Source organism: Brevibacillus sp. NPDC003359, assembly GCF_042878995.1.
Lineage (GTDB): Bacteria > Bacillota > Bacilli > Brevibacillales > Brevibacillaceae > Brevibacillus.
In genome coordinates this window covers 91,404-115,174 of record NZ_JBIAOR010000006.1, presented here as the reverse complement: position 1 = coordinate 115,174, position 23,771 = coordinate 91,404, and the positions used below count along the sequence as shown (strand labels likewise).

The window sequence follows — 23,771 nt, the reverse complement described above, 5'->3', positions numbered from 1 at the left end:
GAGGGCTTCCCCGATGTGTTTTTCCCTGCTGAGCATTCACACGGTCTTGGACAGCAGATTATAGCAGCCGAAAGCAACGGTGTAATCCGGATACGAAGTCAAGAGGATGGATCGGATAACGCTGAAGAAGAACAACCCGAGCAGAAGCCGATTGCTCCTACAACGCTGCCCGCCAAAAAGGATGAACAAAGCCAGGAGTTGCTCCGCGAGACGGGCAGAGAACGACTGAAGGCGCTCATCAGCGAAACGCTGAAAATTCCATACCAGCGCATGGAAACATACGTGTCGCTAGAGACATACGGAATCGATTCGATTCTGGTCGTGCAGCTTACGGAAGCACTCCGGCCTTATTTCGCCAAAATAAACAGTACGCTATTTTTCGAGCACTCAACGATTAATGCGCTAGCCGACTATTTGCTGCAAGCCCATCCGGAGGAGATGCTTCGCTTCACGGGAATGGAGAGACAAGCAGTAGGCAGCTCAATTTTAGATACGCAAGAAGTGCCCGATAGCAATCTAGCGCCAGATCGTCATATTGAACCGGCAGCCCTTGAGCCGATCAACGAACAGCAAGCGGTCATCGAAATGTCACAGAGCGAAGCGGCAGGCAAACAGGATGTGGCGATCATCGGCTTGTCCGGACGTTATCCGGGGGCACGGAATGTAGAACAGTTCTGGGAAAACCTTAAACACGGAACAAATTGCGTTACCGAAATTCCATCCGACCGGTGGGATTGGAGACTCTACTACGATGAAGAGCGGGGCAAGGAGGGCGCTGTCTATAGCAAATGGGGCGGATTCCTGGATGATATCGACAAATTCGACCCGCTATTCTTTCAGATTGCGCCCAAGGAAGCCGAAGGAATGGACCCGCAAGAGCGGATTTTTTTGGAAACCGCTTATGCGAGTATAGAGGATGCCGGTTATACCCCGGAACGTCTAAGCCGTTCCGGTAAGGTTGGTGTTTTTGTCGGAGTGATGAACGGCAATTATTCGACTGGGGCGAATTTCTGGTCCATTGCGAACAGGCTATCTTATCTTATGAATTTCCAGGGGCCGAGCCTGGCTGTCGATACGGCATGCTCCTCCTCGCTCACTGCGATCCATCTTGCGCTCGAGAGTATCTATTCCGGTACCAGCGAATGCGCGATTGCAGGCGGCGTTAATTTGATTGTAGATCCCGTCCACTACAAGAGGCTAACTTCAATGAACATGCTCTCCTCCGGTGATCAATGCAAATCCTTCGGTGCACAAGCCGATGGATTCGTCGATGGAGAGGGTGTAGGCGCGGTTGTCCTCAAGCCGTTGCATGCGGCGATTGCGGACGGCGATCATATTTACGGCATCATAAAAGGAAGCATGCTGAATGCCGGCGGCCGGACGAACGGCTATACGGTACCCAGCGCTTCCGCTCAAGCGCAGTTGATCCAAGACGCATTAAAGCGGTCTGGCGTACATCCGGGTGCCGTCAGCTATATCGAAGCTCATGGTACTGGAACGGCGCTCGGTGACCCGATTGAAGTCGAGGGGCTGACGCGAGCATTCTCGCCGCTGGCCGGAGAACAAGGCTATTGTGCGATCGGATCCGTTAAATCGAATATCGGCCACTGTGAGAGCGCGGCCGGCATAGCGGGACTGACCAAGGTGCTGATGCAAATGAAGCATGAACAGCTTGCGCCGACTTTGCACGCGGACGAAGTGAACCCGAATATCGCCTTCGAGCGGACGCCTTTTGCGGTGCAGCAGCGACTGACGGAATGGAAACGGCCCGTCGTTGCCTTGGACGGGGAAACGATCACGTATCCCCGCATCGCCGGCATATCCTCCTTCGGTGCCGGAGGAGCGAATGCCCATCTTGTCGTCCAAGAGTTCACAGAGAAGGCCGAAGACCGTCCGGACTTAGCACAGCACGCTTCAATCATCGTTTTATCCGCGATGAACGAGGAGCGTCTGGAAGCGAACGTCCGCCAATTCGCCGAAGCCATCGGGGCAAAGGCATGGCGGAATGAGGAGCTTGCAAATATTGCGTTTACGCTTCAGATTGGCCGGCAGGCGATGGAGGAACGTTTAGCCTTCACCGCAGCGTCAATTACGGAGCTAAAGGAAAAGCTGGAACAGTACAGGATGTTTGGCGCCGGCCCCGGTATTTATCGCGGACAGGTTAAGCGGGGAAGAAATTCGTTTCAAGCACTGGCTGCGGACGATGATATGCAGACGGCGATTGATGCCTGGTTTGCCAAGGGAAAGTACGGCAAGTTGCTTGATCTTTGGACGAAAGGGTTCGAAATCGATTGGCAGAAGCTCTACGGCAGCAAACCTCCGCGCAGGGTGAGCCTGCCGACTTATCCGTTTGCTAAGGAACGCTATTGGCTCGCTGCTTCTGAACCAGATGCGGTTAAGGTCCCTTTTGAAGTGATGACGTTTCAAGAAACGTGGCAGCCGGCTGAATGGAAGGAAGTGCTGCGCGAACAGCCGCGGACGGTCGTTTGCTTCCTTTCGGATTCACACCGTCAACTAGAGCTGACGGAAGCCGTTAACCACTTAAGTCCGAAGACGAAGCTGGTTTTTGTGTCACGTTACGAGGGCGAAGCGTTGAATACATGGCCGCATTCCATAGATAAGTGGGATTCATCCGGCTTCGAACGTGTGCTGGCGGACGTCAACCGGACAGAGGCGGTAGAAGCCATTCTGTTTTTATGGCCTTTGGAGACAGTGCCTTCAGCGCAAATGACGGACGAACTAACCGCTCTCATCCAAGGGATGCATGCCTCTGGCCTTACGTCGATCAGGCTGCTGGCCGCGGCGGTGTGCTCCACGGATATCGAACGCTGCCATGCGGAGTCTTGGATCGGCTTTGAGCGTTCGATCGGCCCGCTTATGAAGGATGTGCGGATGTCTGTTCATCTCTTTACGGACGGTTTTCAGGTGGAACGCAGTTCGGGCCGCAATCTTTGGGAGTCGTTGTGGACAGAGCTTGGACAGGACAAGGTGCGAAGCTCTTTATATGCAAGGGGAGAACGGCATGTTTGTTCCGTGCGCGAAACCCGGCTTCAGCCGAAAGCGACCAAATTCCGCCGGGGCGGCATTTATCTCATTACAGGCGGCTTCGGCGGAATCGGCATGGTCGTTGCGGAGCATTTGGCCAAAACGTATCAGGCCAAGCTTATCCTGACGGGTCGGTCATCCATTGATGCTCGCAAAAGATCGATGATGAAAAAGCTTGAAGCGGCAGGCGCCGCCGTATTCGCGATCGAAGCGGACGTGTGTGACTATGCCGCCATGAAGCAAGGACTTGTTGAAGCTCGGGCTGCTTTATCGGGAAGCATAAACGGCGTTATCCATGCAGCCGGTACGGAAAGCGGCCGTAGCCTTCTGGAGAAGAATACGGAGCAATTCCACGAAGTCATACAACCGAAGATTACCGGCACGCTCCTGCTCGATGAGCTGCTTCAAGAAGAACGCGAGCTTGATTTTGTTGCTTACTTCTCTTCGATATCCGCTGTACTGGGCGATTTCGGATCGTGCGATTACGCTGTCGGTAACCGGTTCATGACCTCCTACGCGGAGCGGACTTCCCGCGTTCGCATGGGAGATCGACGACATGGCGGGTCGATTGTTTCCATTCAGTGGCCACTGTGGAAGGATGGCGGCATGAGTGTCGGGGATCCGGTTATGACGAAAATGTATCTTCAAGCAAGCGGCCAGCGTGCCTTGGAAGCTGAGCAGGGAATCGCGCTGCTTGAGCTTCTCTTAGCACAAGATGAGCCCAATCATCTTGTGATGGTTGGGAATCGCGGGAGCGTCCGCCGCTCTCTAGGTCTGGAGCCGGCAGCTGAACAGGAAGCGGTAAAGCCGGTGAAGGCGGCGCCGTTGACATCAATCGCGAAGCGGGCAGAACATGCTGAGTCGAATGTAGAGCAGCTGCTGGAGGAAGACCTGAAGGCGCACATCAGTCGAATAGTAGCGATCCCGATTGACCGGATCGACAAGGAACAGTATTTTTCCGATTTCGGCTTCAATTCTATCAGCTTTGCCGAGCTGGCTTCATCGCTGACCAAGCATTACCGCATTGATCTTACGCCAGCCGTCTTCTTCTCCTATCCGACCGTGGAGAAGCTTATCCATTTTTACTTACGGGAGCATCGTGACGACCTGACCGGGTTTTACAAGGACAGATATGAGCTTCGTCCTGATGATGGACTGGATTTTCATCAGGAAGCGGCTGCTCTGGAATCCGTTCATACGGAGCCATCTAAACCGGTTGAAGAACCCGTCGCTGCGGTTGAAACACAAAGCCATCCATTTCCGGAGCCCATTGCGATTATCGGCATGAGCGGACGGTTTCCTGAGGCTCGTTCGGTTGAAGACATGTGGCGTATTCTGCGGGATGGCCGCGATGCGGTTCAGCCGATGCCGGAAGTACGAAGCAATCTCATGAACGGTGAGAGCTGGACGTGCGGATGGGTGCCGGGCGTCAGCGAGTTCGATCCTGCCTTCTTCGAAATCTCTCCGCGCGAGGCGGAGCTGATGGACCCAAGGCAGCGGCTGTTATTGCAGGAGTCGATGCGAGCGCTGGAGGATGCAGGATACGGGAGCAAGCAGCTGCGGGAAGGAAATATCGGCGTATTTGTCGGAGCTGAGGATGGCGACTACCAGTTTATCGCTAAAGGGGCAGGCAGCGTGACATCCACGAACAATGCGATTCTGGCATCTCGCCTTTCGTACTTCCTTAACCTGAGCGGACCTGTTATGTCGATCAATACCGCATGTTCCTCCGGGCTGGTCGCCGCCCATCAAGCATGTGTCAGCCTTCGCAACCGCGAATGCGATACGGCTATCGCCGCGGGTGTTAACCTTATGCTGACACCGTTGTATTTGAACGGGATGAGGGAAGCGGGCATGCTCTCGCCGGACGGCAAATGCTATGCCTTTGACAACCGGGCGAACGGTATGGTACCGGGCGAGGCGGTCGTGGCCGTCGTGATGAAAAGATTGTCTTTGGCGGAGAAAGATGGCGATCCGATTTATGCTGTCATCCGCGGCAGCGGCATCAATTATGATGGCAAAACGAACGGAATTACGGCGCCGAATGCGGCAGCGCAGGCCCGCCTCATCCGTTCGGTGTACGAGCAGGCCGGCGTGAATCCGGAGCAGGTCGAGTATATCGTTACGCATGGAACGGGTACAAAGCTGGGGGATCCTGTCGAAATCCACGCGCTTCAGGAAGCGTTTAAAGGGGCAGCGTTGAACGAAAGTACATGCGCGTTAACCTCTCCCAAAACTAATTTTGGTCATAGCTTCGCAGCTTCAGGCCTAGTCAGCCTCGTTAATCTCGTCCAGGCGTTCCGTCATGAGACGATACCTGCAAGTCTTCATATGGATAAGGAAAACGATTATATACGATTTGAAGGGAGCCCGTTCTATGTGAACCGCGAGCCGAGGCCATGGCGTTCCAGCTCAGGCGCGCCGTTAACTGGTGCCGTAAGTGCGTTCGGTATGAGCGGTACGAACGCCCATTTCGTCCTTCAGAGCTACAACGAGAAGCGGCACAGCAGCTATTCCGGTCAAACAGCGTATTATATGCTTCCCCTTTCAGCAAAGAGCGAGGATGCGCTTTTGCGGAGAATAGACGATATGCGGCATTACATGGCGAGCCAGCCTGCATCGGTGGAATTATCACAAATTTGCCTTACGCTTCTTGAAGGCAGACAGCCGTTTGCTTATCGCTGCGTAATCGTTGCCTCCAGCAAGGAGGAAGCGGTAGAAGCCTGGTTGGCTACGGCTGAGAAGCGGTCTGGCCCGCACATTTTGTTCGGACAAGTAGAACGGATGTTTAAAGCTGACAAGGCGAAGGAGCAGGAAAGGGTCGATTGGCTTCATAAAATCCAGTCTATGGACAAGGCTTCGAGTGAATACCGGGGAGCATTGATCGCGCTGGCCGAGTTATACTGCCAAGGCTATAGCCTAGACGGGGATTTATTATTCGGGGACGAGATGCAAAGTCGTATCCATTTGCCAGTATATCCGTTCTCTCGGGACCACTATTGGGTGCCGGGAGAACCGCTTGAGGTCTCAAGCGGTGCTTCCGCAGACTCCCTTAAGCCCGATACGACACGTTTGCTCTGCAAAGAATGGATAGAAGAAAAGGCATCGGCCGACGGTGAACCGCCAGGTAAAGTCGCTATTGTTACTGAGGATGGAACCCGCGAGCTTGTGATGGAGCTTAAATCGAGGCTTCCCGGCGCTGTCGTCCTTCATCCTCGTCAACTCGATGAGATGACAGCGGGAGAGGTAGAGGAGATGGATTTCGATGCTTGCATTGACCTTTTAGGCTGCAGCAGCGAAGCGGATCGGAACCTGGAAGGATTGCCTTGGCTCCAGCGGCTAATAGATGTAAGACGAAGCAAAGGGATCAAATTGATCGGCGTAACGAAAGGTCTTGAGCGATTCCGCAGCGATACTGTGCGATTATCTGGAGCTTGCAGAGCCGGACTATACCGTATGCTGCAAAGCGAATACGCCAATATTCATTCCAGACATGTCGATCTGGATGCTATGGATAATGGTAAAGCCTGGGCGGAACAATTGATTGCTGAACTGCATTGTAACAGCGAGTGGCCGGAAATTTGTTACCGCAAATCCGTGCGTTACCGCGCATACCTACGGGAGCAAGAGACGGTACAGAATGCCAAGCCGTTTTCGTGGCCGGAGGGGCATGTGCTGTGGATTACCGGCGGAACGCGGGGACTAGGTGCATTGTGTGCACGCCATTACGTTGAAACCATGGGCGTGAAAAGGCTTGTCCTGCTCGGAAGAGAAGCGCTGCCTCCCCGGGAAGCATGGGAATCCGAGGCGGTCCGGACTTCACCAATGGCGAATAAGATCCGTTTAGTCAAGGAATTGGAGAAGATAGGGGCTGACGTGCGGACGCTCGCCATCCCGCTAACGGATACAGGTGCACTAAAGCAGGCACTTCTTGATATTCGAGATGAATGGGGACCGGCAGGAGGCGTGATCCACTGCGCGGGCGTCGGCGATCGGGAGTATCCGGCTTTTGTTCACAAGCCAACCTCTGTTATACGGCAGGTATTGGAGCCGAAAGTGGAAGGCTTAATGTCCGTATGGGAATGTTTCAAGGATGAGCCGCTTGCCTTTTTTGCTCTATTCTCGTCCGTATCGGCGGTTGTTCCATCGCTGGCTGCGGGACAAAGCGATTATGCGATGGCCAATTCGTTTATGGATTATTTCGCGCAGGCTCATGCGAATCAAAAGCCCATTATCAGCATTCAGTGGCCGAGCTGGAAAGAATCAGGCATGGGCGAGGTGCAAAGCGGCGCCTTCCTTGCCACCGGTATGCACAGCCTGACCGACCGGGAAGGGCTGAGATTGCTTGATCATATAATTGCAAAGCCGCCGGGAGCGGTCGTTTTGCCTGCTGTCGTTCAACCTGATAAGTGGCAGCCGGAGAGTCTGCTTATGCGACGGCTTGAAAGCAGCCTCACCACGCGGAATCCCGCTTCCGGCCCATCGGAAGTGCGTTTGGAGTCACAAGCATCGCTGCCGGGAGCCGTACGTTCATGGCTGTTGGATTTATTTGCAGCGGAATTGAAGCTTGAGCGATCCAAGCTGGAGCTTCACATACCGATTCAGGATTATGGTGCAGACTCGATCATATTGGCGCAATTAATTCGGACAATAAGCCGCACCGTAGGCAAGGATATCGACCCATCGGTGCTTTACGAGCATACGACCATTCAGTCGCTCGCAGATTGGTTGACGGCCTCATACGGCGAGCCGCTGACCCGGGAATTGCTGTCGGGGGGCCAGGAGTGCCAGGAGCATGAACAGTCAATGCCAATTCATGATTTTAGCGATGCTCCTTCCATGCCTGAAGCGGAGATCTCCCGTCAGTCGATTCATCAGGAACGAATCGGCGAGGAGGGTATAGCGGTCGTCGGGATGTCCTGCCGATTTCCGGGAGCGAAGGACTTGACCCATTATTGGTCGCTGCTCACGGAAGGCCGAAGCGCGATACGGCCGGTTCCGAAGGAACGATGGGGGAGCGACCAGCTTTATTATGCAGGGCTGCTGGATGCGCTTCGCCATGCCGATCCGTCGTTTTTTCATATTCCGGACGAGGATGCCAGAGCGATGGACCCGCAGGCACTACTCATCTTGGAGGAAAGTGTAAAAGCGCTTCATCACGCAGGGTATAACCGTGCGGACGTAAAAGGAAAGGCCGTTGGCGTTTATATCGGTGCCAGAACCCAGTATTGGCCGGGCGAGGAACTGCTCCTTCAAACGAGAAATCCGATCGTCGCGGTCGGCCAAAATTACTTGGCTGCTAATATATCCCGTTTCTTTGACCTAAGGGGTCCCAGCATGGTGATCGATACGGCTTGTTCCTCTGCCTTGACCGGGATGAGCATGGCCATTCAAAGCCTGCGGAGCGGGGATACGGTGTCCGCATTGGTGGGAGGGGTCAGCCTGCTGAACAGCGACTTCTCGCACAAACTATTCGGTCAGCGCGGCATTCTGAGCAAAAGCTCGACATTTCACGTCTTTGACGGCAGGGCTGATGGCGTTGTACTCAGTGAAGGCGCCGGCGTTGTCCTGTTAAAAACAGTGAAGCAGGCGCTGGCTGACGGAGACCGCATCTACGCCGTTATCAAGGGAATCGCCGTAAATAACGATGGGAGAACCGCGGGGCCGGCGGCTCCAAATATGCAGGCGCAGAAGGACGTCATGCTCGCTGCCTTAAAGAAGAGCGGCAGAAATCCGTCTGACGTTTCTTATATCGAAACGAACGGCTCAGGCTCGGAAGTAACCGATCTGTTGGAGCTCAAGACGATTCAGCAGGTTTATGGAAACGGTGGAAATGCCGCTATCGCCTTGGGCTCCATCAAGCCTAATATCGGTCACCCGCTAAGCGCCGAAGGGATTGCGAGCTTCATTAAGGTTGTGCTGATGCTCGATCATGACCAGTTTGTACCGTTTTTATCGGGCGAGCTGCCGATGCAGCACTTTGATTTGGAAGCGTCCCCGTTTTTCTTTCACCGAGAAACGAAGAACTGGAGTGAATCGGTTCGAACAGCGGCGATAAACTGTTTTGGCGACGGAGGCACCAATGTTCATGCGGTTATAGAATCTTGGCAGGAAGAGCGCTCAGGCGATGCCATACGGAAGCCGCTGCCTTGGCCAGAAGAATGGCAGGAGTGCGGAAAACCGGTCAGCGTATCATCGTCTGATTCGCAGACGGTTAAGAGCCGAACGAATATATGGAAAATGAAAGCGGAAGAGCGGAAGGTCAGCAGTCCGAAATCATTCTGGGGCGGAACTAAACCCAAATAACCCCATAGGGCTTAGGGGTAGCGCATTCAAGGGGGACTATTTCATGAAAGAACAATTTTTATTAAGCAGCGATCATCCGATCCTGAGCAACCATAAAGCCTTTGGTCAGGAACTGCTGCCCGGTCCGGCTTATGTCGACCTGATCTACCAAGTATTTCGGGATAACGGGTACGATTGGAGAGAGCTGGAGCTTTGCCATGTATCGATTTATCATCCCTTGGCGGTGGGTCACGATTACGAGGTGCTGATCGATATTGTTGTGGAAGAGAAGGAAGCGGGATGCTGGAGCATCGTTATAGAAGGCCGCGAATCGCGGGATGGAGCGGTCAGCCTGGAGGCGAAACGATATGCCGAAGCCCAAATGCGGAAGATTCAACCCGTTTCATTTGATAAGACGATCAATCTCGGGCAAGCCATGAATCAGGCGGATGCTTCCGTCGATCTAGAGGAGGTCTATGCGCAGTTTCGTGCGCTAGGCCTCATCCATACCGGAATGATGAAAGCAGAAGGGCAAACCTTCCAAACCTCAACAGGCGTGCTCATCGAGCTTGCATTGGATCGCAATTCGCGCGACAGCGCCGAAGCCGTGCTGTTTCATCCCGTCTTGTTAGATGCAAGCGGTGCAGGTGCCTCGATATTGCTGCGAACGCATGTCGGGGAAGAGCAGCAATTGTTTCTGCCCTTATATATTGAATCCTTTCGTGCGGAGCAGCTCATTCAAGAGCGCTGCTATACACAGGTTCTCGCTTCCAGTGTTCAACGAAAGAACGAATTGCTCAGCATGACGCTGGAGCTATTCGACAGCAAGGGCCGCAAAGTAGCAGAAATGAAAAACTACACGGTGAAGCTGGTGAGGGCGGCATCCGGGATCGGTTCATCTGCCGTCTCCGGAGGTGGAGATGACCCGTCCGTCACAGTACCGGCACCGGCTCCAGTCAAAGCGGGGCATGCTCTCAGTGGGGAGCGCACTCCCGCCGTTCAGGCGGCCGTTTTTCTGGCCGGCATCTTGGCTGAGCGCTTGAATATGGCTGAAGCGGATATCGATCGGAACGCGGGCTATTATGAGATGGGATTGGATTCCCCAGGCTTGCTGGAGATGGTTAAGAGAATTGAAGCGAAGGTAGGCGTATCGCTTCCGCCTACGCTGCTTTTTGAATATACGACGATTGCAGACCTATCCGTTTACTTGGCCGAACACTACGCTTCGGCATTCGCGGATGAAAGCTTCGCACCGGCACCGGGCGATGGAATCGATGCCTCCCGATTGCAGCTTGAAGAACATCGGGACAACAGGATGACACCTGCAGATTCCAGCAGCCGCGCAGAGGCATCAACATCGCAAGAAGAGGATATTGCAATCATCGGAATGTCAGGCCGTTTTCCAGAGGCAAGCGATCTCCGCGAGTTTTGGCAAAATCTGAAGGACGGCAAAGACTGCATCAGCGAAATTCCCCCTTCACGATGGGATTGGAAACAGTTTGAAGACTTAAAGTCTCCTTCGGGCAAAGGGGTTTCCAGATGGGGCGGCTTCATTGATGACCCGGATTGCTTTGATGCGCCGTTCTTTCGCATATCGCCTCGCGAAGCGGAATTCATGGACCCGCAGGAGCGGATTTTTCTTGAAACCTGCTGGGAAGCCATTGAAGATGCTGGATACCGTCCGTCCAGCCTCGTAACGCCAAGAGGACCGAACAAACGGAACCTTGTCGGCGTGTTCGCCGGTATTATGCATAAGGATTATGCGCTACTCGGGTCGGATCTTATGGCGCAAGGCGTGCTATTCCCGCTTTCTTTGAGCTACTCGTACGTGGCGAACCGGGTTTCCTATTCGCTTAATTTCCATGGCCCCAGTCTGGCAGTCGATACGCTGTGCTCCGCATCGCTGACAGCTGTCCACATGGCAGTAGAGAGCATCCGGCGCGGAGAATGTGAAGCTGCAATTGCGGGCGGTGTCAACTTGTCGCTTCACCCCGGCAAATATAAAACGTTCGGCATGGCCAACATGCATTCGAGCGACGGTTATTGCCGCACGTTCGGTAAAGACGGCGACGGATTCACATCCGGAGAAGGGATTGGCGCGGTCGTACTAAAACCGCTCAGCGCGGCCGTCAAGGATGGCGATCAGATATATGCCGTTATCAAAGGCAGTTCAATCAACCATGTGGGTACGGTTAGCGGCATTACGGTGCCCAGTCCGGTTTCGCAAGCTGAATTGATTGAAGACTGCCTGAATAAGACTAATATTCATCCGAGAACGATCAGCTATATGGAAGCGCACGGCACAGGCACGTCGCTCGGCGATCCCATCGAAATCCAAGGACTGGTTAAAGCTTATTCCCGCTACACGGATGACCGTCAATATTGCGCTATCGGTTCGGTCAAATCCAACGTCGGTCACGGCGAGTCCGCCGCCGGGGTTTGCGGATTGATTAAGGTTGCGCTACAGATGCATCATAAAACGTTAGTGCCGTCGCTACATTCCGGCGAAACGAATCCATATATCGATTTTGAGCAATCGCCATTCTATATCCAGCGACAGGTAGAACAATGGGAGCAGCCTCGGCTGATCGAAGCAGGAAAGGAAACGGTATACCCGAGAAGGGCAGGGATCAGCTCCTTTGGCGCCTACGGCTCAAATGCGCATGTCATTCTAGAGGAATGGGTGCCGCAGCAGGCTTCTTCCGCGAGCGGCGAGCCGTCTGCCGTCATTGTGCCGTTATCGGCCAAAAATGAAGATCGCTTAAAAGCGTATGCGGATCGGTTAGCGCGGTTCCTTGCAGATGAGGCTGGATACGTGGCTAGCGTTAAGGAAATGGAATCACAGAGCGGGCTGGCAGCCAATATTCTGCGAATGGTTTCAACTGTTCTGAAGGTGGAAGAACAAGACATCGATTTCGATCAAGACTGGTCGGAATACGGCATGGAGACGGCTCACCTGTCTGCTGTCCGGGATCAACTGCTGCGGGAATATGAAATCGAGAGCGAAAGCATCGATTGGTACGAGCTTCGATCAATCTCTGATGCCGCCGAATCGCTGCATCTGATCCTGAATCGCAATCGTCATGCGGAAGGCGGGGCATCTCAGGAGATGAGCTTGTCGTCCATTGCGTATACGCTACAGACCGGACGCGAAGCAATGGAAGAGCGGGTTGTCTTTCTAGTCAGCAGCATCCGGGAACTGGCCGAGAAATTGAAAGCATATGCGGATGGTAAACCTTCCATTCCGAACTGCTGGAGAGGTCAGCTGAAGAAGAAGTCCGGCGTGTTGGTGGAAGTGACGAAGACGGACGACCGTTGGTTCACAGAAGGAAACATGGCTGAAATAGCACAGTGTTGGGCTCAGGGCGGCGATATCGAATGGGGACGGCTTTACCGTGCCGATAAACCGAGAAAAATGCATCTTCCGACCTATCCTTTTGCGAAAAACCGATACTGGCTGCCGGTTGCGGCGAAACCGCAGGACAGCCTGCCAACAGCGGTACAGCAAGCAGGAAGCACAACCAAAGCGGCAAGTCCGATCTCGCCTCAGGGAGAAAGCTCAGCCGTAATTGACGCTAACCAACGTATCGTGGAAGCTGACGCAGGTGCCGGTTCGCAGGATATGCTGCGGCAGTTTACTCCGGTGTGGGATACGTTCACCGTTGAGTCGGAAGGCGACTTTTTCCCTGCCGTAACGGAACGGATCGCTGTATTTGGTCTCTGCAACGAACGTTTCGCGCAAATCCTAGCCCTATATCCGGGTTCCGTAAATTTGGGTAATGACGAAGACGCATCCGTGGCTGATATCAAGCGGAAGATTTCCGGCTTTGAGGATATCGGACATTTTATATGGGCAGTTCGTGATCCTGCTGCTAATGACGGTGTCTTGGACGATGCGCTGATTACCGCTCACAATCAGACTACGCTCAGCTGCTTCCGGTTTATTCAAGCGCTGTTGCAATCCGGCTACGGTTCAAGGCCCGTCGGTCTCACGGTCATCACGACCCAGGCCCAAGCGGTATACAAGAAAGACATCATAAAACCGGCACAGGCAGGCGTTCACGGACTGATCGGCTCGCTTGCTAAAGAATATCCAAACTGGATGATTCGTCTTATCGACTTGGAGTCGGATTCGACATGGCCGGTGTCCGAGATGTTCCGGGTCCCTGCAGACCGGAAAGGCGGGGCTGCAGTATACAGAGGGCGTGAGTGGCACCGTATGCAGCTAATTCCAACTGTTCTTCCCACTCCGAAGGCGCCGGTGTACCGGAATGGAGGCGTATATGTCGTCATCGGCGGCGCCGGCGGGATCGGCAGCGTATGGTCGGAGTATATGATTCGTACCTATCAAGCGCAAATCGTATGGATTGGCCGCAGCCCGATGAATGACGCTATTCGAACCAAAATTCACAGTTTTTCAGATCGTGGTCCCGAGATTCGGTATTGGAGTGCAGACGCATCGGATATCCATTCGCTCTCGCAGGCTTATGCCGAGATTAAGCAGCGCTTTGGCTCTGTAAACGGCGTCGTCCATTCGGCAATGGTATTAAACGAGTACAGCTTGGCTGAAATGGATGAGGTTGCTCTTCAAGCTGCGCTCTCCGCTAAAGTTGATGTGAGCGTCAGGATGGCGCAGGTATTTCACGAGGAACGGCTGGATTTCGTACTTTTCTTCTCGTCGCTCATCAGCTTCATTAAGAATCCGCAACAGGCTCATTATGCGGCCGGTTGCGTCTTTAAGGATGCTCTCGCGCACTTGCTGGCACAGCAGTGGTCTTGCAGCGTGAAAGTGCTGAACTGGGGATTCTGGTCAAGCGACAAGGTCGAGGATACGGAACAATACCGGATGCTGCAGGAGCTTGGAATCGGGCTGATCGAGCCGGAGGAAGCGATGCAGGCGATCGAGAGAGTGCTTGACCAGCCGCAATTGCAGCTGGCTGTCATGAAAACGACGAAGCCGATCCCCGTCGAAAGCATGAATCCCAAAGAAGAAATTACGGCTCTTGCTGCAGGGCAGCGGTCAGCTGAAGCAGGCCGAAGCCTGCCTGCCGCCTCTGAGCGACCCGATATCGGACAGCTGAAGCGTGAGAACGCGGAGAAGACGGATGAGATGAACGCACTTCTTGGCAGGCTGTTGTTCGTGCAGCTTCGACAAACGGGGTTATTCGCTTCCGGAACGTTCGATCTGAAACAGGCAATGGCTGTTTCAGGAATCGCCGAAGAGCTGTATGCCGAATGGCTGAGTCAGAGCGTTACTGTTCTCGTAGAGCTCGGGCTGCTGTCCCGCAGCGGCCATCTTCTGTCGGTTACGTCAGTCACGGCAAGCACCGAACACGGGACGGTATGGGAGCAGTGGAGGCAGCATACCGCTAAATGGCGGGAGGACGAGAAAACAAGAGCGCAAATCGTATTGGTAGAAACAACGCTGAAGTCCTTGCCGGCCGTCCTTACAGGGAAATCCGCAGCGACCGACGTGCTCTTTCCGAACTCGTCAATGGAACTTGTAGAGGGGATTTACAAGAGCAATCCGGTAGCCGATTATTTCAACGATGTAGTGGCCGAGGCAACCCTGCGTGTAGTCAGACAGCGTGTACAGGAAAATCCGCAGGCGCAAATTCGTATTCTGGAAATCGGCGCGGGCACAGGCGGTACGTCTGCGGGCGTGCTTGCCAAGCTTGCTCTCTATAAGACTCATATTGCGGAATACTGCTATACCGATCTATCCAAAATGTTCCTGCTCCATGCGCAGAAGGAATACGGCCCTAGCTATCCGTTCCTGACGTACCGCACGTTCAACGTAGAGCAAGCTCTTGCGCAGCAAGGCGTTGATGCCGGTCGGTATGATCTTGTCATAGCCGCGAACGTCCTTCATGCTACGCGTAACATGCGGACGACGGTTCGCAACGCCAAAGCGGCATTAAAGCCCGGAGGATGGTTGCTTTTAAATGAAATTAGCAGCAGCGCCCTATTTACCCATCTTACGTTCGGACTGCTGGAAGGCTGGTGGCTGTATGACGATCCCGGCATTCGGATCCCGGGCAGTCCGGCGCTCTCGCCCGAAAGCTGGCAGCAGCTGCTTGATAGGGAGGGCTTCGGTGCGATCGGCTTCTTGGCCCGGGATCATCACGACCTGGGACAGCAAATCGTTGCGGCGCAAAGCGATGGAATCATCAGGCAGTCTAGAGGGGAACAACGGAAAGGAATAAGCGCTCAGCAGTCTGCGACCCAATCCGTTTCAACATTGACGAAAGAGCGGGGTGATGCAGCACATGCGGATTCCAGAAGCGAAAGAGAAGACAGCTTATTTGCCTTGAATGAGCAGATGCTCCAGGATGAAATCAAATCGTTGATCGCTTCCCAGCTGGCGGAAACGCTGAAGCTGGATGCGTCATCGCTCGATATGGATGACTCTTTCGCAGACTACGGGCTTGATTCCATTTCCGGTGTGCATATCGTCAATACGCTTAACGAACGTTTGCAGATTGAGATGAAGACGACCATTCTTTTTGACTACAGTTCGATCAATCAACTGGCCGGTTATTTGCTGTCTGCGCATAAAGAGGCTGTCGTGTCCGCATTTAGCGACCGACTCGCTGCCGTTTACGAGCAAGGTTCAATTCCTCTTGAAAGGGAGGAGCAAGCTGTCCATTTCGAATCCTTGCAAACGAAGGCGTCCGCGCAGCCGGCCGAGGCAGCTGTATCCGTTCGGGCTGCGGAAGCAGCAGTTAAAGAGCCAATCGCCATAATCGGAATGAGTGGCCGTTTTGCCAAATCGAACACGCTGGATGAATTGTGGGACCATTTGGCTCAAGGTCATGATCTTGTTGAAGAAGTTACCCGGTGGGATCTATCAAAGTATGCACCCAAAGGCATGCCTTACTGCAATCACGGCAGCTTCTTGGATGAGATCGATAAGTTCGATCCGTCCTTCTTTAATATTTCCGGACTCGAGGCTACCTATATGGATCCGCAGCAGCGCATGTTCCTGGAGGAATCATGGAAGGCGCTGGAGGATTCGGGTTATGCGGGCCAGAGCGTAGAGGGTCGTGCCTGCGGCGTATATGTCGGCTACAATATCGGCGACTATGTGCACCATATCGGAGACAACTCGCCTCCGCAAGCGATGTGGGGGAATGCTCCATCCATTATTCCTGCCAGAATCGCCTATTATTTAAATCTGCAGGGCCCTGCCGTTACGGTGGATACCGCCTGCTCCAGCTCGCTCGTATCCATCCATCTTGCCTGCCAAGGCTTATGGACCGGAGAGACCGAGATGGCGCTGGCAGGGGGCGTGTTTGTCCAAACGACGCCAACGTTTTATATCAATTCCAACCGGGCCGGCATGCTGTCTCCTTCGGGCAAATGTCACACGTTCGATAATCGGGCGGACGGCTTCGTGCCTGGCGAAGGGGTCGGGGTCGTCGTGCTAAAACGGCTGAAGGATGCCATTGCCGACGGCGATCATATCCACGGGGTTATTAAGGGGTCGGGCATTAACCAGGACGGGACGACAAACGGCATTACCGCTCCAAGCGCCAATTCGCAGGAACGGCTGGAAAAGTCCGTCTATGAGCGTTTCGCCATTCATCCGGAGCAGATTCAAATGGTGGAGGCGCATGGCACCGGAACCCGTCTCGGCGATCCGATCGAGTTCGAAGCATTGAACAGTGCCTTCAGCCATTACACGGATAAAAAGCAGTTCTGCGCGATCGGCACAATAAAAACGAATATTGGTCATACAACTGCAGCTGCAGGTGTCACAGGCGTTTTCAAAATTTTGCTGTCGCTGCGAAACCGGCAAATCCCGCCTTCCTTGCATTATGAGACGGGCAATGCGCATATCAAGTTTTCCAGCAGCCCGTTCTATGTCAATACGGAGATTAAAGATTGGGCGGTTCCACCGGGCTCAAGGCGGATTGCAGCCACCAGCTCCTTCGGCTTCAGCGGCACCAATGCGCATATGGTCATTGAGGAGGCTCCAGCTCCTTTGCGCATGCATGCATCGAGGCCGTTTTATCTCATTACGCTGTCAGCCCGCAGCCGGGAACAGCTGAAGCAGCAAGCCGAGAGGCTGTTGGAGCATTGCCAGCGGGTACCTGGCATTGATGCGGGAAACATCAGCTATACACTGCTGGTTGGGCGCCGTCACATGAATCACAGGTTGGCCTTTATCGTCAAAGACGCTGAAGAGCTAAAACAGCTGCTCTCCAACTGGCTATCGCGCGGTAAAACGGCGCAGGTGTACGTATCTGAGTTAGCGGAAAACGACGTTCGCGAGCAGCAATCGTTAAAGCGGTTCGGCAATGCCGCGATCGAGAGCTGCCAAACTTGCACGAATCCAGGCTTGTATCTGGAGCATCTGTCCACGGCAGCCGAATTGTATGTTCAAGGCTATGCGCTGAATTACAGTCAGCTGTTTGCCGGCGACTCCTATTCGCGTGTTCCGCTTCCGACGTATCCGTTTGCCAAAGAGCGTTACTGGGTTTCGAATACTGACTATCCGCCGCAGGATCCACAAAGACGCGAACCTATGAAAGCGTCTAGCGAATCTTTGCCTCTGAACCTTCAGGGCGCTTCGTTGAAGGACACTTCAGGTCTATTGTTTCAAACGGTTCTGACGGGGACGGAGTTTTTCTTGACGGATCATTCAGTTCGAGGTCGAAAGGTGCTGCCTGCCGTCACCTATCTGGAGATGGCGCGGGCGGCTGTGACGGCAGCATGCGAAAAAGGATCAGGTCCGCCAACGTCACCCGTCTTACTGCGGCATATCGGATGGGCACAGCCAATCGTCGTGGAAGATCGTTCCGTCACGGTGAACATTCATCTGCAGCGTAATTCCGAAGTGGACTTGGACTTCTTCTTCGAAATTTATACGGAAGCATCGGGTCATCCGGCGGGAAGAACGGTTCACTGTCAAGGAACAGCGGCATTAGGCGAATCCGTTCAAGTGCCGCATACCGAATTGCTCGAAGAACATCAGGCTAGATGTGACGTCGGACTCATCATCGGCGCCCAATGTTATGACATGCTTGGCCGGCTGGACATGGATTACGGACCTGGCCATCGTGCTATTGACCGAATCCAGGTCGGTAAAGGCGAGCTGCTGGCCCGTTTGGAAATTGCGGCTTCCGCCTTGTCCACACTGGAGCATTATGTGCTTCATCCGGGCATGATCGATTCGGCGCTGCAAGCATCAATCGGAATGGCCGCATTACCTTTAGATTCGGAAGGAGGAACCGGCTCGGAAGGAGCATTAAGGCCAGGACTTCCTTATGCACTGGACCGTTTGGTGATATTGGGGCCAAGTACAGCGGTCATGTGGGCATGGATTCGAAGAAGCTCCGGAAGCATTGCATCAGGGGCGATTCAAAAGCTTGATATCGACATCTACGATGAGCATGGAAAACACTGCGCGATACTGCAAGGCCTCTCTTCGCGTCAATTGGAAGTGGAAGAGGAAGCGGCTATGTCTATGGAAGAAGACGCTCCGCTTCTATGGAATCCGGCATGGGCCGAACGCAATGATGAAGACCGAAGCGAAGCGTGCACAATCACCCGGCGGTATATGTATCTGCTGGAAGAAAACCAAAGCATGAACGCGCAGCTGGCCCGAGCGTTCCCTGAGGCGGCGTGCAAGGTGCTGAAAGCAGAAGGGCCGGTGATCGAGAAACGGTATGCCGGCTATGCGGAGCAGCTCATGGTTGACATTCAGAAGATCTTAAGGGACAAGTTTGGCGGTCAGACACTGATCCAGCTGCTGATCCCCGCTTCCGGTGAGCAGCAGCTATACGCCGGATTAGCCGGTATGTTGAAGACGGCGCATCTGGAGAATCCGAATGTATGGTGCCAGTTAATCGAATTCGATGCAACTGTCTCATCCGATCAACTGCTTTCCTTTATAGAGATTGACGGCCGTCATCCATCGGTCAGCCATATTCGCTATGAAGGAAGCCGGCGGTATGAAGCGGTAATCGAAGGCCTGAATACGGCGGACGTTGTGGTGGAAGCGCCGTGGAAGGACAGAGGCGTCTACCTCATCACCGGCGGTGCCGGGGGACTTGGATTGATCTTCGCACAGGATATCGCTAGGAAATCCCGTGAAGCGGCAATCATTCTAACCGGAAGGTCAGAGCTTGACCATAACCGTCAGTCCCAATTGGAAACGATTCGCGAGTTAGGCGCACACGTGGAGTATCATACCGTAGATGTTCGCAAGGAATCGGACATGGCGGCACTGATGAGTGGAATTGTAGCACGACATGGCCGATTGAACGGCATCCTTCATGCTGCGGGTATGAAGAAGGATAGCTTCCTGATCCATAAAACAACAGACGATTTGATTGCTGTCTTGGGACCTAAAGTGGATGGGCTCATCGCATTGGACAAAGCAACAAGCGGGCTGGAGCTCGACTTCTTTATTCTGTTTTCCTCGCTTTCCGGATGCCTCGGAAACTATGGGCAGGCGGATTATGCGGCAGCAAACGGGTTTATGGATGCCTTCGCCGCTTATCGGAATGAGCTGGCAGCGGCTGGCCAGCGGCAAGGACATACGCTTTCGGTGAATTGGCCGCTGTGGCAGGAAGGCGGCATGACCGTCGATCCCGCAACGGAAGCGATGATGGAGCAGCGTGTGGGAATGAAAGCGATGCAGAGCCAGCAGGGCATTCAAGCGCTTTACGCTGCGCTAGCAAGCGGGAAGCACCAAGTTGCGGTGACGAACATGGCTTTGAGCACAACGCCGCTCAAGGAAGAGTTGGCGACAGCGCAGCAAGCTCCCGCGGCCGAGTGGCAATCAGATAGAGATAACCTGCTCGGACCAGACGAGCTGTATGAGAGAACGATGCACTACTTAAGGGAGACCCTGTCATCCTATATACGCATGCCGCTGCATCGTATGGATACCAAGACTTCTTTCAGCAAGTTTGGCATTGACTCGATTATGGCGATGCAGCTTACGGCACAGCTTGAGAATGAATTAGGCTCGCTGCCGAAGACCTTGTTCTTCGAGTATGAAAATATACAAGCGCTGAGTGAATATCTTCTCGGTCATTATGAGCGTGAGCTCCGTCGGTTGCTTGCGCCCGAGCCTACGCAAGTGATAACAAAGACAGCTTCACCGGTCTTAGCGGCTGCTCATTTATCCGTTACGCCGGCTCCAGCGGCGACAAAACCAGTGTTAAAGCCAGCGACGCTTATCCGCGAGGAGATATCCGAGCGTCAACCTGCGTCCGATATCGCGATCATCGGATTGTCGGGCCGCTATCCGGGAGCGGACGATTTAGACCAGTTCTGGGACAATTTGAAGAGCGGGAAGGATTGTATTGAAGAAATACCCACTGTTCGTTGGCAAAGCGGCAAGTATTATGATCCTGAGAAAGGCAAGCCGGGCAAGAGCTACTGTCAATGGGGCGGGTTTCTGAAAGATATTGATCAATTCGATCCGATCTTCTTCCAACTATCACCCCTGGAAGCGTCTTATATAAACCCGCAAGAGCGGCTGTTTCTCGAGTCCGTATGGAACACGCTAGAGCAAGCGGGATATACAAGCCAGACGCTTGAGCATGAGTACGGCAGCAAGGTCGGCGTGTATGCCGGTTGTATGTACAATCATTATCATTTGCTTAATAAGGACCCGGCGAAGGAGCCGCTTCTTGCTCTGTCCTCTTATAGCTCCATCGCCAACCGGGTGTCCCATTTCTTTAATCTCAAAGGTCCGAGCATCGCTGTCGATACGATGTGCTCTTCCTCGGCGGTCGCGATCCATATGGCATGCGAAAGCTTGCGGAAGGGTGAATGCGAGCTGGCGATCGCCGGCGGCGTCAATCTTTCGCTTCATCCGCAAAAGTATGTCGGCTTAAGCATGTCTCGTTTGGCTGGCAGTCATCCTGGAAGCAGAAGTTTCACGGACGGGGACGGTTATTTGCCATCGGAAGGAGTCGGTTCGGTCCTATTAAAACCGCTAGTCAAAGCCATCGAGGATGGTGATTCCATATTAGCGGTGATTAAATCAACCGCCGTCAATCATGGCGGACAGACAAACGGCTACGGAGCGCCGAATCCGAATGCGCAAGCCCAACTGATGGAAGAAAGCATGCGCCAGGCCGACATAAAACCAGAGTCAATCAGCTATATCGAGTGTGCGGCTAACGGGTCATCCATCGGCGATGCAGTTGAAATGGCGGCGATGAACAAGGTGTACCGCAGCCATTCCGGTACGAAGCGTGCTCTGCCGATTGGGTCCGTCAAATCCAACATCGGGCATGGGGAAGCTGCCTCGGGCATCGCCCAATTAGCAAAAGTCGTTCTTCAGTTAAAGCATCGGCAGCTTGTTCCGACAATCGGCTCGGACACAGCCTTGAATCCGAATTTACGCCTTGAGGAAACGAATTTCCGTATTCAGCGGCGTTTAGAGGACTGGCAGCAGACGGAAATTGAAGCGCCACATGGCGGGAAATTCCCGCTTCGCGCGGCGATCAGCTCCTTTGGTGCCGGCGGTACGAATGCTCATCTGATTGTCGAGGAATATGTGCCGCCTGTTGAAGAGCCGTCTGTACAGGAAACTGGAAATCAATTATTGATCCTTTCGGCCAAAAGCCGGGAACGTCTGAAGGAAGCCGTGTACCATGTACGTCAGTATGTGAAGCGGAACGAGGAGCTTTCGCTGGATGATCTGGCCTATACGCTACAGGTCGGTCGTGAAGCCACGGACTTCCGCCTTGCTGTAACAGCGAGCAGCAGGGAAGAATTGATGGCCGCGCTCTCGTACTATCTTGATGATACCGGCAGTTCGGATCTTCCGCTATCCGGGAGCTTCGGGTTATACGAAGGAAATGCGGGCGGACCTCCGGATGATATGCTCAGGCTCCTTTCTGGTAAGAACGGCCGGCTGTATATGAAGCACTTGATGGATGAATATGATGTCGAGAAGCTTGCCATCTACTGGTCAAAGGGCGGCGATATGGACTGGAGGGAATTGTATCGCAGCCGAAGAAAGGGGAGAATCGTACCATTGCTCACTTACCCGTTCGTCAAGCAGCGCTGCTGGCTTGAATCCCAACCGGAAGCGGGCTTAGAACGGACGGAAGCTGAGATGAGCAAGAACGATGAGATGAGCACACAAAAGGCTCAGCTTGCCATGAACGGGAATGATGCAAAGACAATCGTCTTAAATAGCGTCGCTTTACTTCTTGGCATGATGCCGACAGAGATTCAATCCGACAAACGATTGATGTATTACGGATTGAGTTCGCTTCATCTCGCGCAATTGCTTGCAGGCCTGCAGAAAGTAGCTGCTCCGTCGATGGAGCTCCCCGATCTGTTGACTTGTGAAACGATTCAAGACTTGATCGACAAGGTGCAAGCGAACTTCCCGCCGGAAATCAATGATCTTCATGTTGACGGCTCTTTTTTGGAGGAGAACTTCAATCAGCAGATCATTCGGCTCAATCCTATTACGGATGGAAGGCCGGTATTTTGGATTCATGGCGCATCCGGAGGCGTGGAAGTATATCGTTCTTTAGCGGCGTATGCGAAAAGACCGTTCTACGGTATCCAATCGTTCGGTGGTACCGGCGATGAAGCACCTGAGGGCATAGTGGCTATTGCTTCACAATATGTCCGACTCATCCAAGCGATTCAGCCGGAGGGCCCTTATGAGCTTGGCGGATATTCGCTCGGCGGTATGTTGGCCTACGAAATGACGCGACAGCTGCAGGAAGCGGGTGAGACCGTATCGTCTTTGGTCATGCTGGATACGATGTTTAGCCCGGAGGTCCAGAGGACGACCCTCGATCAGAATTCTATAGCCCTGCAAACCGTTAACATGGCGTTGGCAGCCATCCATGGCATTGCCTCGACCGATGAGAAAGGTCTTCTCATCCATAGGGATGAGATTGACTGCGACAACGGATTCGATGTATTCTTTGAACGTCTAACCGAGCTAGCCGAGCATAGAGGACTGGATATTCCTAAGCGGCTGCTGGAGAAGCAATTGGAGCGTCAGTTTTCCATGCAGCAGCGCTACGGGGTGACAGACTATAAGCTTCTGCCTCTACCTCGGCCTGATGAAGTGACCTGCTATTACTTCCGAAACCAGAGTGGGGTGTTCATGGGACCATGGGAACCTTATTTAACATCTAAAGAAGGGGCCGTTCCGTTCGACCATCTGCCTTACTGGGAGGAATGGGTTCGACAGATCCCGCAGGCGTACGTGATGGACGTTGAAGCCTTGACACATATGACAATGCTCGAAGACGAAGCCGCAAGACAAACGATTTATGCGTTCTGCGAGAAACTTTATGGAAAGCGGCCGCTTTCGGGACGTTTTTTTCAATCCTTTTATAAGCAGCACGCCATGTTCGTATAATACACTGACAAAAGCGAGGTACGCAGATGCGTATCTCGCTTTTTTTGTTTCGGCAAGCCAAAATTTAATAGTACTC

Annotated in this window: 2 protein-coding genes and 2 pseudogenes; all 4 read left to right on the top strand. The window is 53.6% G+C overall.

The window, feature by feature from the left end; genetic code table 11:
- Positions 1 to 15: 15 nt before the first annotated feature.
- Positions 16 to 2,385 (top strand): annotated as a pseudogene (locus ACFYU8_RS31510) (type I polyketide synthase); the annotation flags it as partial.
- Positions 2,386 to 2,415: 30 nt separating this feature from the next.
- Positions 2,416 to 7,296, top strand: a pseudogene (locus ACFYU8_RS31505) (type I polyketide synthase); the annotation flags it as partial.
- Positions 7,297 to 7,314: 18 nt separating this feature from the next.
- Complete coding sequence (locus ACFYU8_RS31500; RefSeq protein WP_483862306.1) at positions 7,315 to 9,351, top strand: beta-ketoacyl synthase N-terminal-like domain-containing protein; 2,037 nt, start codon at positions 7,315 to 7,317, stop codon at positions 9,349 to 9,351.
- Positions 9,352 to 9,394: 43 nt separating this feature from the next.
- Positions 9,395 to 23,695, top strand: a complete 14,301-nt coding sequence (locus ACFYU8_RS17325) for an SDR family NAD(P)-dependent oxidoreductase (RefSeq protein ID WP_390301196.1) — start codon at positions 9,395 to 9,397, stop codon at positions 23,693 to 23,695.
- The last annotated feature ends 76 nt before the right edge of the window (positions 23,696 to 23,771 follow it).